Origin of the sequence: Bacillus sp. MMSF_3353, from assembly GCF_030733445.1 — a bacterium.
Classification (GTDB): domain Bacteria; phylum Bacillota; class Bacilli; order Bacillales; family Bacillaceae_G; genus Bacillus_A; species Bacillus_A wiedmannii.
Genome location: NZ_JASHJA010000002.1, coordinates 32,880 through 45,504, shown reverse-complemented (window position 1 = coordinate 45,504; position 12,625 = coordinate 32,880). Strand labels below are relative to the sequence as shown.

Sequence of the window (12,625 nt, the reverse complement as noted above, 5' to 3'; positions counted from 1 at the left end):
GACGGTCTTTCATATTTTATTCCGAATGCTCAGCTCTATGCGCTAAACGACTTGAAGCAGCGGCAGCAATTCCGCCAACGATATCATCAAGGAATGTGTGCACCTGTCCAGTTGATTTATCATTTAAGTATTCTAAAATACCAGGTTTTAATTTATCGATATATCCAAAGTTCGTGAAACCGATAGAGCCGTACACATTAACGATAGAAAGTGCGATCACTTCATCAATTCCGTATAAGCCTTCATCACGTTTTACGATATCTTGTAACGGCTCACTTAACATTCCTTTTTCAGCAAGGACATCGAGTTCGATACCAGTAATTAGTGCGTTTTGTACTTCACGTTTTGATAATACACGTTCAACGTTATAACGGCATTCTGACATCTCTAAATTTGGATGATATTTTTTTTGAAGAAAATGAACAAGCTCAGCAATATCGTCAATTGTTACACCACGTTCTTGTAATAGTTGTAATGCTCTTTCTTGTAGTTGATTTGATTCTTTCATGTTTATCACCTTTTTTTCTTTTTAGTATTTGTATACGTTTCGTTGCTTTATCATGTGCATAGGAATGAAAGGCGAGCACAAGCTCATATATATAAAGAAAAACCATAGGTGGCGACTGCGATGATTCATCATATTTATGAGCATTATCATATGCATGTTAAAGAATTAATCCCCCTTGGCCCCTATAAAAGCTTTTGGATTCGCAACAAAATTTATGTACTTGTTCCAATTGGAGAAATGGAGGAAGAAGTACTTGTAGAGATGAAAAAGCTCAGTGATTATATGAACCAGCAAGGGGATATAACTGTAGCGACTTTCGTTCCGACTATACACGGCTACTATGTAAGTGAGATAGAAGAACAAAATTACTGCTTATTAAAAGGTATGCGTGCGTTAGAACGACATGCTACATCATTAGGAAGTGAGCTTTCTATATTCCATAAACGAGGTGCATTCTTTCCAGAAGAAATCGAGCAATTAAGCCGCATAGGCGAATGGAAAGCGTTATGGGAAAAAAGGCTCGATCAATTAGAAAAGTTTTGGCAATCACAAGTGATGAACCACCCTACAGACGTATTCGATCAATTGTTTATTGAATCCTTCCCGTATTACTTAGGAGTTGCAGAAAATGCAATTCAGTATGTTGTCGATACAGAGATGGATGATACGCCGCAAATGACTGATGCAGCAACAATTTGCCAAGAACGATTCACACCTTTATTATGGCATCAAACGAAGCGTCTCAAACTTCCTTTCGATTGGGTGTATGATCACCCAACTCGAGATATGGCAGAATTAATCCGCTATATGATGATAGAAAAAAAGAAAGACTGGGAGCAAACAATCGTTCAATTTGTTACAGATTATGAACGGAATTATTCGCTATCCTCATTTGGTTGGCGCCTATTATTTGCAAGGCTCCTGTTCCCACTTCACTACTTTGAAACAGTCGAACGATATTACCAAACAGGAAATGAAGAACAAAAGAGCATATATAGAGATCGCTTAGAAGCCATTTTACACGATGTGAACCGCTCTGAGCAATTTATGAAGCACTTTTATGGCTCACTTCGTTTACCAGTCGATAAGTTAGGGATTAGGAAATTAGATTGGCTATCTTAAAATATAAAAAAGAGACCGATTGAGGTCTCTTTTTTATATATCACAATTGTATGTAATACATTATGCCCCTATCTGTTGATCTGCACATATATTTAAAATGAATTGATGTCTTTCGATTTTTTCATTTACTTTACTCAATAATTCTTGCTGAATTTCTTTAAATAAAAATTGATAGCTCGCATTCCATGTTGGTATAACGGATGAAAGATCTAATAAATACTCTTTTTTCTTTTCTAGTTCTTGAATTGTTAAGAAAGTGTTCCCCATTTTTGGCATGTGTCGTCCCCCTATGTTTTTTACTTTTATATGTGTGAACGATTCTATAGTATTAATTATCTCACTTTTTGAGAAGGATTTCCAATTTTGTTTTATGATGTTAAAGGAGAAGTGTTTTTTGAATAAAAAAAGAGACCCATATGGGTCTCTTTCTAGGAAGCGATTCTGAACGAGCCGCTTCCGCTTTTAATTAATATCTAGCTCCAGCGGCTAAAATGTTCGGTGGCTTCGCTTCTTCCGCCGAGGCAAAAAGCGCCTCTATGTCAGAAGCTCCATCCTCCTCACATTTTGAACAAGCCGCTTCCGCTTTTAGATTAATATCCAGCTCCAGCGGCTAGAACAGGAGGTCATTTCGCGCCTTCCTGTGAGGCAAAAAGCGCCTCTTCGTCAGGAGCTCCAATGACCTCCTGTTCTGAACGAGCCGCTTCCGCTTTTAGATTAAAATACTTGTTCTACTTCAATAACGCCTGGTACTTCTTCTAGTAATGCGCGTTCGATACCAGCTTTTAGTGTGATTGTAGAACTTGGGCAGCTTCCGCAAGCACCCATAAGACGTAATTTTACGATACCTTCTTCAATGTCTACTAATTCAACGTCTCCGCCATCGCGAAGTAAGAATGGACGTAATTTATCTAATACTTCTAGTACTTGTTCTTCCATATGTGGGTTTTCCATTTTTATCGACTCCTTTCATCAGTTTTATTATAATCAAGATAGAGGGGAAAATCTATTTTTTCTGTTCTTGTTTTAATGTCGAAATTTTTTATCATGTTTACAACGTGTTTTTTCAGTATAGGGGTATGGAATAAGTTTGTAAAATGATGTGCTTATGTACTAAGACATCTGAATATACTGTTGAAACAAGAAGCGGGGGAGAAGAAATGGTTAATGTGCAAGTGTATGGGACGAAAGTAATTTGTGCGAGCTGCGTTGGAATGCCATCTTCAACAGAAACATTTGAGTGGCTACAAGCGGCGATTGGTCGTAAATATGAAGGACAAGAAAATAAATTTAATTTCGAGTATATTGATTTTCAAGAAGAACAAGAAGATGAAGATAAAAAAGCATTCGCAGAGCGCGTAGTGGAAGAAGATCTATTTTATCCGGTCGTTCTTGTAAATGGAGAAATTGTTGGAGAAGGAAATCCTCGTTTGAAGGATGTTTACGAAGAAATCGAGAAATATTTATAAAACAGGAAGCCTTTGCGAATTTGCGAAGGCTTTTTTAATGGAGGGATAGATGTGAAAAATGGAGTGAAGCATGCGTTACCAACAGAAGTACGACAGTTAATGGAGCGGTACACAGTAGAATTAAAAGAAATTTTTTTAGATGAAAAAATAGTCGGGGTATATATTTACGGCTCCATTGCACTCGGTGCATTTCATGCAGAAACGAGCGATGTTGATTTTATTATAGTAATAAGTGATTCCGTGAATGAAGCTGAAAAACAGCAACTTGTCGAACTTCATAAGAAAATTAGTGGTAGTACGTTAGGTAAGAGAATGGATGGTATGTATATTCCGCTTGCTGATTTAGGGAAATACAATGATGAAATGAATGAGTACGTGTATTGTGCAGATGGTAAAGCGAATGTAGGTCATTGGGATATTAATGCGGTCACATGGTGGACATTGAAAAATCAAGGTATTACAGTTACCGGGAAAGAAGCGGAAGATCTTCCGTTTCAAATAAGGTGGGACGATGTAGTCAATACGATGAAATACAACGTAGAACAGTACTGGAGTGAAAAAGCGAAGCAGCCGTATTTATTTTTCATAGAAGAGTGGGTAGAATCAGCTGTCGTTACGATGGGCCGTATTTTATATACACTAGATCATAAAACAATCGTTTCAAAAGATAGTGGATTGCAATACTTGTTAGAACGTTCAGGGGAAGAATGGGAGCTTTTATTAAAAGAAGTAGCGAGAATACGGCAGAATCCAAAAGAAAAGCGAATGCTCTCAAGGTGGAGAAGGGCAGATATGACGAGGAAGTACTTATTGCATTTAATTGAAACATGTAGAGAGAAATGGTAGGGGAAAAACCGACGATACAGTAAATTGTATCGTCGGTTTTTGTGTTGAGAATGGTATATGATGGATTAAAAGGTTTAATTATACTGGAGGGGATAGGATGAATACAGAATTAGCTACTTATGAAGAAAAGAATGTAGCAATAAGTATGCGCGAAGTAATTAGCATTATAATAATTATTTTTGGGGTAATGTATGGAATTGGTTTTTTGAACATTATATATGACTCTTCCTTATATCCATGGTATGTAGATCATCTTATTCCACCTTTAACATTTCTTACTATTATTTTAATATATGCACCAGCAAGAAATTGCTGTGTGCAGTTAGTAAAATCAATGCAGTTTAATAATTTCAAACATTATGTAACAATAGTAATGATGATGATTGTACTACTTATATATCTTGCAGTATTAAATTTAGTTTTACCACATGGGCTTCGTGTGAATGAATCTAATATAGTAATAAAGCCTACTAAAAGTGAAATCATTTTATACGTAGTTGTACTCACCACTTTTGCACCGATTTGGGAAGAACTTTTATTTCGGGGGATGTTTTTCACGAAATTATCTCAGCGCTTTTCTACACTTAGTAGTGCCGTTATAAGTGCTGTTATCTTTACTTTAGGTCATCCCCTTACAGTAGGGAGTGTTTTATATATTTTTGGTGGTGGTATATGTTTAGCTTATACGTATAAGAAAACAAATAACTTACTCGTCCCATGGGGGATTCATTTATTAAATAATGCATTTTTTATATTAGTAAATTTTCAACTGTAAAAAGACGCCTTTTGAAAAGGGCGTCTTTCGTATTTTGTAGAAATGGATTTACATGTACTGTGTAGAGGAAAGGTAATACGAAATATAGATAGTTTCATGTGAAACATTTTTATTATCAAATATACAAAATGATTAACTTAGTGTATTAAACGTATCATTCATAAGTATTCTAATATATTTAAAAGTAAAATGAAATAATAAACGGATAATTGTCGGAATATATTCGATTTCCGTTCATTTTTATGAAATATATGTACTTTTTGTTAGATTCCTTCTTTTTATTTCTATAAAATACACGTATGTAGAAATGAGAAAAGGATGATGTACGTGAGGGACACTGTTTTACAAGAAACAATTTTTCCGCAACAGTTACATACAGTCGTTCAAAAGAATACGGCGTATTATGACTTTAAGTGGGGGAAAGTAGAAAATCCAGCGCAAGGGAATACGTGGAATTGGGTAGCCTTTTTCTTCCCACCTTTTTGGCTAGTTTACCGTAAAATGTATAAGTTGTTTAGTATACTTATGTTATTATCGGTTCCTAGTATACTTATACCCCCTTTTATAGACATTCCAGATGGGATTTTTTTATCAATTGGTCTAGTTTTTCAATTAGGAATGATGATATTTACTGGATGGCAAGGAAACCGTTTATATTATAAGCATGCTGTCCGTATTTTACATAAGGAAGAAAATATGCCAGATCATGAGAAGGCGTATTATTTACAATCAAAGGGTGGCGCTAGTTTTGCTAGTATGGTTGGTTTACACATCATAGTAGGGTTAGTATTTGGCGGAGCCACGTTCGGACTCTCCTTTTTACCAACTGAACCAAATATAAAAAACGTTGTTCGTGCAAGTGATGAAGGATTTACTTTAGAGATTATGACGGATAATCCAACGTGGAAGCTTGTGAAGAAAGAAAAAGATTATGACGTAGTAGAATTTACTGGGTATGATTACGAAGAGAAGAAAAATATAAAAATTAAATTTGCTGTTTATTTCAGTGAAGACTATTTTGAATGGCAAGAAGTATATGAGAATAATAAGAAATTAAGTGAAGAAGAGTTAGAAGAGTATCAATTTTACATTGAAGAAAATAGTTGGAGTTTCTAGTGAGAGCTCGTTCATTTTGAGAAGAAGAATCTTGTGAAGGTTCTTCTTTTTTATTGGAAACACCATACGAATTGAAAATTTGTAAAATACAATAAAAAATGAGAATTTGAGGTAGGCTTGTCAATAACGTAAGACTATGGCACTATAAAGAAATGCTATACAAATTTTATTTATCGAGATGTAAACATCAATTTTGATTTTTACGTATAAATAATGAACGGAGGAAATGAATTTATGGCTACTTTACCTAATTGTCCAAAATGTAATTCAGAATATACGTATGAGGATGGCGTTCTTTTCGTATGTCCAGAATGTGCTCATGAGTGGGGCCAAGAAGCAGAAACTGAAAATAATGATGGTGCAAAAGTTGTAAAAGATGCGAACGGAAACGTTCTTCAAGACGGCGATGCTGTTACTGTTATTAAAGATTTAAAAGTAAAAGGAACTTCTTCAGTTGTGAAGATCGGTACGAAAGTAAAGAGTATTCGTCTAGTTGATGGCGATCACGATATTGATTGCAAAATCGACGGTTTCGGAGCTATGAAATTAAAATCACAGTTCGTTAAGAAGGCGTAAATAAAAAGAGGAGGCGATTAGCCTCCTCTTTTTTATTGTCATTTTTTATCGGTAAGTCGATATAATTTTATTTACCATGAACAGTGCAACATTTACTGTGCACCATAGTCAATCTCTTTCAACTGACACCGCTTATTAAAGAATGTTTTATATCCAAGCTGTAAGAAGATAATAACAGCAAAGGCAGCGCTTCCTGAAATACCAAGTATAATGGCGATTTGATATTGAATGGCTGTAAATGGTGATACACCAGATAAGATTTGACCAGTCATCATGCCTGGTAAGCTTATAATCCCCATTCCGACCATAGAATTGATCGTTGGTAAAATAGCAGAGTCAAAAGCGTCTCGTATGAGCGGCGCAGCGGCTTCTTTCGGTGTTGCGCCGAGCATAAGTGCGCCTTCAATTTGACCTCTTTGCGATTTCATATTATTTAAGAACGTATTTGCACCAAGGGAAACACCTGTCATCGCATTCCCAACTAACATTCCCGTAATCGGAACGATATATTGCGGTGCATACCAAGGGTCGTGCCCGATAATAACAAAGATAAATAGTAGAAGTGGGCCAATTGATCCGGCACCCATGGAAAGCGCGGCTACTCGTTTTAATTCTTTAGACATCGGGATATTGACTCGTTTATAAATATTAAAAATTGCAAAGGTAGTAATAGAAGTAATAAGAGCAATTGTATAAAATGGATTACTATTTTCAAATACGTATGTAAGGACATATGCAACAAGTACGAGCTGAATCGTCATACGGAATGTTGCGAGCGCAATTTGTTTTTCACGCGGAATCCCTTTTAATTTTACAAGTCCAATTAAAATAAGAATAAAAATATATGCAGCGGCAAGTTGCCAAATTTGGAGTTCAATAACGCCCTTCAACTGAGAGCACTTCCTTTCTAGTTGCACCGTTTGTTTTACTAATTTCAATAATATCGTCTGCAATTTCTTCTGGAAGTTGTTGTGAGTGTGTAATGAAGATAACTGTTTTTTTCTTTTCTCTTGCTAGCATAGTAAATTGTTTCATAACGCGGCGTTCTGTATCGCTATCTAGTGCCGAGGTTGGTTCATCTAATAAATAAACAGGTGGATCCATAAGTACGATACGTGCAAAAGCAAGGCGTTGTTTTTCTCCGCCTGATAATGAATCAGCGTTGTCTTCTAAATTTTTTTCTAAGCTAACAGTCGTTAATGCGCTTCGCAAGGCATCATCATTTGGAAATGGTTTTTCAGAAAAACGAAGTCCCATTAATAGATTGTCTTTAATCGTTCCATCAAAAATAGGTGGCGTTTGCCCAAGCATGACTACGTCACGTCGTAATTGAATTGGAGGATAATCGGAAATTTGTTTTCCGTTATATTCAATTGTACCGGATGTTGGAGATTGCAAATCATTTAGCATGCGGAGCAATGTACTTTTTCCGCTCCCACTCTCACCGATAATACATGTGATTTTTTCTTTTTGAATCTGTAAATAAGGAATGTGTAGTATATCTTTATATGTAACGTCTTTTAATATAAACATAGATGGCTCCTTTCTGATTCTAGTTCTATCGTATCAAAAAAGAGAGGATAACGGTTATAAAGAACAACGTTTTTTCTTCGTCTTGAGTTCTATTAATAAGTTAAGTAAACGATCTAATTCTTGGCTGAAAGAAATCACTTTATCATGAGTGAATCCGTACTTTTCAACGAGATAGATCAATTCTATCTTCTTCGCTTCTATTCGATCGTTTAGTTTCGTTAAGTTCATAAGTGAAATGGAATACCTCCTGTAAAAGTATTTACAACATAAAAAATAAGACCGAATGACTTCGGTCTTAAAGGAAATAATAAAACAACTTATAAATAGCATACACTGTTTATCAATAGTTTTTAATATAAAAATGAAAAATAAATCATCATCTATATTGAGAAAGATGTGTCTGATAATTATATTTTAACTCATAAAAGAGACTGCCTATTTAGTAGACAGCCTGTAAAGTATTAACCTTTATGATATTTGTACATCCAAAGAAGACCGGATTTTAATAATCTCGGTACACGTCCCATTAATGGTTGGTTTGCTAGTAAACCGAAGCCGTGCTTCTTACCAAGAGAGCCGAGAACACCTTTTAATTTAATTACAGGTAGTTCGTCAGGAAGTGGTTCATTATTCCAACGTTTTAATAATATTTGGACAATTTGTTCTCCTTGACCTTCAGCAAGTTGTGCAGATGGAGCGTGTGGAAGTGCTGCGCAATCTCCTACAACATACACGTGCTCGTTATTTGGAATATTGTGATATTTTGTTAAAACAACCCGTCCGCTACCATCTTGTTCAACTGGAAGGTTTCGAACAACTTCATTTGCTTGAATACCAGCTGTCCAGACGATTGCATCACATTCAAGTGGTTCATCGTGGTTGTACACAATATTTGGTTCTACTTTTGTAATGTTAGAGTTTCGTATAATAGTAACCTTATGTTTTACGAACCATTCTTCTACGTATCTACTTAATTTCTCTGGATATGGGAATAGAATTCTATCTTTTCGATCAAATAAGTGAATTTTTAAATCAGAACGGCTTTCGCGAAGTTCACTTGCAACTTCAACGCCACTTAATCCAGCACCAACGACAGCTACTGTTGCGTTTGGTTCTAGACTATTTAATTGTTCATATGTCTTACGTGTTTGTTCAATCGATTGTAGGCTATGTGTATATTCTTTCGCCCCAGGAACGTTATGATATTTATCCTCACAGCCAAGACCGATAATTAAATCATCATATGGGATTGCTTCGCCGCCATCGAGATGAACAGCTTTTTCTTCGAGATCAATATTTGTTATTGTGCCGTATTGAATATTGAGGCGTGGGTGCTCGGGAAACGGTATACGAATATGTGTTTCTGAAATAGTACCCGCAACTAATGCATAATATTCAGTTTTGAAGCAATGGTATGGTACTTTGTCGATTAATGTCACTTGTACATCATCTGGAAGTTGGTTGCTTGGAAGTAGCCGCTGCAGAATTCTCATTCCACCGTAGCCGCCACCTAGTATCACGAGGTGTTTCATGATGGATTACCCCTTTTCTGTTGAAATATCCCCTAATCATACAATTTTATATTAATAAAATATTTTGACTTTACTCAATCAAATTATATCGAATTTGTGAACAAATAACAATGCATGAATGAATACTCTGTTGTACAATAAGAAGAAAAGTAAAGTAAACTGTTTTTCCTTTTTAATTACTATTTCATTGCGAGTAGCATGTTATATAAAATAAGTCCATCTACTTTGAAGTGAAATAGTGAAGTAACTAAATAGTTTAGAATGTATAACGAAAACAACAAGAGACAGCTTAGTTTTCTTCTTATAGATAGTCAGAAGGTAATTTGTTTTGTAGTACAGGGGGGAGAATTTTGATTAAACCATTAATTGAATTTTGTGTAGGTAACCTTGCGAGTGGTTCACAAGCAGCTTTAGAGAAATTAGAAAAAGATCCGAATTTAGATGTAATGGAATATGGTTGTTTAGGATATTGTGGTATTTGTTTTGAAGGGCCGTTTGCACTTGTAAATGGTGAAGTCGTACAAGGTGCTACAGTAGAAGAACTTGTCCATAATGTATATGAGTATTTGGATGAAAATCCAATGTTTTAAGGTGTTGCAATCAGCAGCACCTTTTTCTATTAGATAAAATCTTCTTTCGCGGGGGAGGATAATATTGTATATAAATAAAAAAGGCCCTTGTAGAAGGGCTTTTTTTCTTACACAATTTGTGCAAGAATGGCTCATCGCCAAATGTTGTCAAATATGAGAAACGGGGGACATTCATATTGTGTTCTAAAAGCGTGCATTTTATACTTAAAATAACAAACTATTTTTGGAGTGAATACAAATGAGCCAATTTTCTTTTACAAAAATGCATGGTCTTGGCAATAGTTATATATATGTAAATATGTTTGAAGAACAAATTCCTGAAGAAGATTTAGTTCTTGTGGCGGAAAAGGTTTCAAATATTAATACTGGTATTGGAGCAGATGGAATGATTTTAATTTGTCCATCTGACGTAGCTCCGGTGAAAATGCGCATGTTTAATAATGATGGTTCAGAAGGAAAGAGCTGTGGTAACGGTTTACGCTGCGTAGCGAAATATGCGTATGAGCATAAACTAGTAGAAGAAACAGTTTTCAAAATTGAAACGTTAGCTGGTATTGTAACAGCGGAAGTAACGGTAGAAGAAGGGAAAGTTACATTAGCGAAAATCGATATGGGAGCACCGCGTTTAACACGTGCAGAAATACCGATGCTTGGTGAAGGTGAAACACCATTTATTCGTGAAAACTTCTTATACAATAATCATCGTTATGCATTTACAGCTGTTTCAATGGGGAATCCGCATGCGGTTATTTTTGTTGATGATGTAGAGCAAGCACCTCTTACAACACTTGGTCCAGTCCTGGAGACACATGAAATGTTCCCAGAGCGAGTAAATGTTGAATTCGTCGAAATTTTGAATGATGCAGAGATGAACTTCCGTGTTTGGGAACGTGGATCTGGTGTAACACAAGCTTGCGGAACAGGGGCGTGTGCTGCAGTTGTAGCCTCTATTTTAAATGGGAAAATGGAACGTGGTAAGGAAATTATAGTTCATTTAGCTGGTGGCGATTTAATGATTGCATGGACAGAAGAAGGTAATGTGTTAATGAAAGGACCAGCGGAAGTAATTTGCCGCGGAGTGTATGAGTACAAGATAGAAGCGTAAAGATGTATAATAGAATGAGAACAGAAAGGATGGTGTATTTCATGATTGAAGTAACAGAACAAGCAGCTTTTCAAATTAAAGATATGTTAAAAGATGCTGAAGATGGAGAGAAGTACGTGCGCCTTGCTGTACATGGCGGCGGATGTACTGGCCTTTCTTACGGCTTAGGATTTGAAGTAGAACCAAAAGAAGACGACACAGTTCTTGAATTTTTCGGTGTTGAATTTGTTATCGATACAGAAAGTGCTCCAATTGTTAAAGGAGTAAAAATTGATTATAAACAATCTATGCTTGGCGGTGGATTCACAATTGATAATCCAAACGCAATCGCATCATGCGGATGTGGATCATCTTTCCGTACGGCGACGAATGCTGGTAAGCCAGAAGAGTGCTAAGCTTTTAGCAGAAATAGAAAAAGACCTTTTTAGCGATGGAGGAAAATCGTTAAGGAGGTCTTTTCTTTTGTCGCAAAAAATCAAAAACGTCGCCTTCCCAATTTAGAAACCGATCTTAAGATATGTTGCACAACGAATTTTACAATCTAATTTATCTTTGCATAGATGCAAGTATCAATTAGTTGTTTACCGTCAGCTGAAAGATCTTCATTACGTAATATCCCTTCAAGTTCAAAACCTAGTTTTTCAGGGATTGTACGACTTTTCGTGTTATTACGTTCGCATCGTATTTCAATCCTTCTAAATTTGAATAACTGAAATCCAAGGTTTATTAACGCACTTACTACTTCTGTCATATATCCATTGCCACCAAATTGCGTATTAATCCAGTATCCAATTGCACATTTAGAAACCTTCCAATCAATTGCGTGAAGGCTAGCCGTTCCAATAAAATCATTCGTCTCCTTATGGTAGATAAGATAGCGAAAGCTTTCTCTTTTCAAAAAATCTAAATGCGCATTTCTCAGGAGAATTTCCGTTTCTTCAACAGTAGGAATTGACTGGAATAAAAGCAGCCATTGCTTTAATTCACTAATGGAATCTTTAATAGCTTCGTGTACTATATCCCCTTCACCAGCTTGAAGTGGAGCTCGAAGAATGAGTCTGTCTGTTTCTATTTGTAACGGAACATCCAATAAAATAGGATTCATATTATTTCTCCCCTCAAAAGCTAGAAAACAATAAATATATATTCAATTCATCATTTAGAAATCCCTTTTCACATATTGAAAACGAAACTGCTAGTTGGTTGAGTAAGGAATTATTATTTTTCATCTATTTTCTTACGATTGTTGTCTTTTGCATAATTAGAGGTTGGTTTATGTGTATGAAGAATTTTAATGAAGTAATAGCAACTCATCCAAGTTTAGAATCCGTACTCATTCCAATTGGTGATGGGATGACGGTTTCTAAAGTGAAGAAATAATTATTATCTTACAAAAGTGTAATGTTCATGTCATGTTTTTGAATTTCTTCTTTAAAGCTTAGGCTTTAAGATAACA

18 protein-coding genes are annotated in these 12,625 nt (G+C 35.7%); 10 read left to right on the top strand and 8 right to left on the bottom strand.

Annotated elements, in window-relative coordinates:
• Positions 1-16: 16 nt before the first annotated feature.
• Positions 17-508, bottom strand: a complete 492-nt coding sequence (locus tag RBB48_RS05480) for a phosphatidylglycerophosphatase A family protein (RefSeq protein WP_046953585.1) — start codon at positions 506-508, stop codon at positions 17-19.
• Between the two features lie 120 nt (positions 509-628).
• Here RBB48_RS05480 and yutH point away from each other — a divergent pair, with 120 nt between their 5' ends.
• Positions 629-1,630 (top strand): spore coat putative kinase YutH, encoded by a 1,002-nt coding sequence (gene yutH, locus RBB48_RS05475; protein WP_000581274.1) that lies wholly within the window; start codon positions 629-631, stop codon positions 1,628-1,630.
• Between the two features lie 60 nt (positions 1,631-1,690).
• Here the strand turns inward: yutH and RBB48_RS05470 are convergent, their stop codons facing one another.
• A complete protein-coding gene (locus tag RBB48_RS05470; protein ID WP_088064716.1) occupies positions 1,691-1,906 on the bottom strand; it encodes a carbonic anhydrase in 216 nt (71 codons plus the stop codon).
• A 438-nt stretch (positions 1,907-2,344) separates the two neighbouring features.
• Positions 2,345-2,581 (bottom strand): NifU family protein, encoded by a 237-nt coding sequence (locus tag RBB48_RS05465; protein WP_000431158.1) that lies wholly within the window; start codon positions 2,579-2,581, stop codon positions 2,345-2,347.
• A gap of 206 nt (positions 2,582-2,787) precedes the next feature.
• Here RBB48_RS05465 and RBB48_RS05460 point away from each other — a divergent pair, with 206 nt between their 5' ends.
• The 5 genes from RBB48_RS05460 to phnA all read left to right on the top strand — a co-directional run bounded on the left by RBB48_RS05460 (position 2,788) and on the right by phnA (position 6,409).
• Complete coding sequence (locus RBB48_RS05460; protein ID WP_000248590.1) at positions 2,788-3,096, top strand: YuzD family protein; 309 nt, start codon at positions 2,788-2,790, stop codon at positions 3,094-3,096.
• Positions 3,097-3,147: 51 nt separating this feature from the next.
• Positions 3,148-3,942 (top strand): nucleotidyltransferase domain-containing protein, encoded by a 795-nt coding sequence (locus RBB48_RS05455; RefSeq protein WP_088064715.1) that lies wholly within the window; start codon positions 3,148-3,150, stop codon positions 3,940-3,942.
• Between the two features lie 97 nt (positions 3,943-4,039).
• Positions 4,040-4,717 carry a CPBP family intramembrane glutamic endopeptidase gene (locus RBB48_RS05450; protein WP_088064714.1) on the top strand — a complete coding sequence of 226 codons (678 nt, stop codon included), beginning with the start codon at positions 4,040-4,042 and terminating at the stop codon, positions 4,715-4,717.
• Between the two features lie 318 nt (positions 4,718-5,035).
• A complete protein-coding gene (locus RBB48_RS05445) occupies positions 5,036-5,833 on the top strand; it encodes a DUF2628 domain-containing protein (protein ID WP_142291823.1) in 798 nt (265 codons plus the stop codon).
• A gap of 234 nt (positions 5,834-6,067) precedes the next feature.
• Entirely contained in the window at positions 6,068-6,409 is a 342-nt protein-coding gene (gene phnA / locus RBB48_RS05440) for an alkylphosphonate utilization operon protein PhnA (protein WP_048528370.1), read from the top strand.
• A gap of 92 nt (positions 6,410-6,501) precedes the next feature.
• On the opposite strand, the gene RBB48_RS05435 is transcribed toward phnA, so the two are convergent.
• The 4 genes from RBB48_RS05435 to RBB48_RS05420 all read right to left on the bottom strand — a co-directional run bounded on the left by RBB48_RS05435 (position 6,502) and on the right by RBB48_RS05420 (position 9,474).
• Positions 6,502-7,299: an ABC transporter permease gene (locus tag RBB48_RS05435; RefSeq protein WP_306007446.1), complete on the bottom strand. Its 798-nt coding sequence runs from the start codon at positions 7,297-7,299 to the stop codon at positions 6,502-6,504.
• Entirely contained in the window at positions 7,283-7,942 is a 660-nt protein-coding gene (locus RBB48_RS05430) for an ABC transporter ATP-binding protein (protein WP_088064711.1), read from the bottom strand. The genes RBB48_RS05435 and RBB48_RS05430 overlap by 17 nt, the downstream gene beginning before the upstream one ends.
• A 54-nt stretch (positions 7,943-7,996) precedes the next feature.
• Entirely contained in the window at positions 7,997-8,170 is a 174-nt protein-coding gene (locus RBB48_RS05425; RefSeq protein WP_060488142.1) for an aspartyl-phosphate phosphatase Spo0E family protein, read from the bottom strand.
• Between the two features lie 233 nt (positions 8,171-8,403).
• On the bottom strand, positions 8,404-9,474 hold the full coding sequence (locus tag RBB48_RS05420) for an NAD(P)/FAD-dependent oxidoreductase (RefSeq protein WP_000682062.1): 1,071 nt from the start codon (positions 9,472-9,474) through the stop codon (positions 8,404-8,406).
• A gap of 350 nt (positions 9,475-9,824) precedes the next feature.
• Between RBB48_RS05420 and RBB48_RS05415 the strand changes: the two genes are divergently transcribed.
• The 3 genes from RBB48_RS05415 to RBB48_RS05405 all read left to right on the top strand — a co-directional run bounded on the left by RBB48_RS05415 (position 9,825) and on the right by RBB48_RS05405 (position 11,564).
• Positions 9,825-10,064, top strand: a complete 240-nt coding sequence (locus tag RBB48_RS05415) for a YuzB family protein (RefSeq protein WP_000595024.1) — start codon at positions 9,825-9,827, stop codon at positions 10,062-10,064.
• Between the two features lie 238 nt (positions 10,065-10,302).
• Entirely contained in the window at positions 10,303-11,169 is an 867-nt protein-coding gene (dapF, locus tag RBB48_RS05410) for a diaminopimelate epimerase (protein WP_000077407.1), read from the top strand.
• Positions 11,170-11,210: 41 nt separating this feature from the next.
• Positions 11,211-11,564: a HesB/IscA family protein gene (locus tag RBB48_RS05405; RefSeq protein ID WP_000573830.1), complete on the top strand. Its 354-nt coding sequence runs from the start codon at positions 11,211-11,213 to the stop codon at positions 11,562-11,564.
• 146 nt (positions 11,565-11,710) lie between these two features.
• Here the strand turns inward: RBB48_RS05405 and RBB48_RS05400 are convergent, their stop codons facing one another.
• Positions 11,711-12,274, bottom strand: coding sequence for a GNAT family N-acetyltransferase (locus RBB48_RS05400; protein ID WP_088064710.1), 564 nt, complete (start codon positions 12,272-12,274; stop codon positions 11,711-11,713).
• A 170-nt stretch (positions 12,275-12,444) separates the two neighbouring features.
• On the opposite strand from RBB48_RS05400, the gene RBB48_RS05395 reads away from it, so the two are divergent.
• A complete protein-coding gene (locus RBB48_RS05395) occupies positions 12,445-12,549 on the top strand; it encodes a methyltransferase (RefSeq protein ID WP_088064709.1) in 105 nt (34 codons plus the stop codon).
• Positions 12,550-12,625 lie beyond the last annotated feature (76 nt).

What these genes read in the sequence shown, in the direction of transcription:
- RBB48_RS05480 (WP_046953585.1), bottom strand. Translation starts at nt 508, where the DNA reads ATGAAAGAATCAAATCAACTACAAGAAAGAGCATTACAACTATTACAA.
- yutH (WP_000581274.1), top strand. Translation starts at nt 629, where the DNA reads ATGATTCATCATATTTATGAGCATTATCATATGCATGTTAAAGAATTA.
- RBB48_RS05470 (WP_088064716.1), bottom strand. Translation starts at nt 1,906, where the DNA reads ATGCCAAAAATGGGGAACACTTTCTTAACAATTCAAGAACTAGAAAAG.
- RBB48_RS05465 (WP_000431158.1), bottom strand. Translation starts at nt 2,581, where the DNA reads ATGGAAAACCCACATATGGAAGAACAAGTACTAGAAGTATTAGATAAA.
- RBB48_RS05460 (WP_000248590.1), top strand. Translation starts at nt 2,788, where the DNA reads ATGGTTAATGTGCAAGTGTATGGGACGAAAGTAATTTGTGCGAGCTGC.
- RBB48_RS05450 (WP_088064714.1), top strand. Translation starts at nt 4,040, where the DNA reads ATGAATACAGAATTAGCTACTTATGAAGAAAAGAATGTAGCAATAAGT.
- RBB48_RS05445 (WP_142291823.1), top strand. Translation starts at nt 5,036, where the DNA reads ATGATGTACGTGAGGGACACTGTTTTACAAGAAACAATTTTTCCGCAA.
- phnA (WP_048528370.1), top strand. Translation starts at nt 6,068, where the DNA reads ATGGCTACTTTACCTAATTGTCCAAAATGTAATTCAGAATATACGTAT.
- RBB48_RS05430 (WP_088064711.1), bottom strand. Translation starts at nt 7,942, where the DNA reads ATGTTTATATTAAAAGACGTTACATATAAAGATATACTACACATTCCT.
- RBB48_RS05425 (WP_060488142.1), bottom strand. Translation starts at nt 8,170, where the DNA reads ATGAACTTAACGAAACTAAACGATCGAATAGAAGCGAAGAAGATAGAA.
- RBB48_RS05420 (WP_000682062.1), bottom strand. Translation starts at nt 9,474, where the DNA reads ATGAAACACCTCGTGATACTAGGTGGCGGCTACGGTGGAATGAGAATT.
- dapF (WP_000077407.1), top strand. Translation starts at nt 10,303, where the DNA reads ATGAGCCAATTTTCTTTTACAAAAATGCATGGTCTTGGCAATAGTTAT.
- RBB48_RS05405 (WP_000573830.1), top strand. Translation starts at nt 11,211, where the DNA reads ATGATTGAAGTAACAGAACAAGCAGCTTTTCAAATTAAAGATATGTTA.
- RBB48_RS05400 (WP_088064710.1), bottom strand. Translation starts at nt 12,274, where the DNA reads ATGAATCCTATTTTATTGGATGTTCCGTTACAAATAGAAACAGACAGA.
- RBB48_RS05395 (WP_088064709.1), top strand. Translation starts at nt 12,445, where the DNA reads ATGTGTATGAAGAATTTTAATGAAGTAATAGCAACTCATCCAAGTTTA.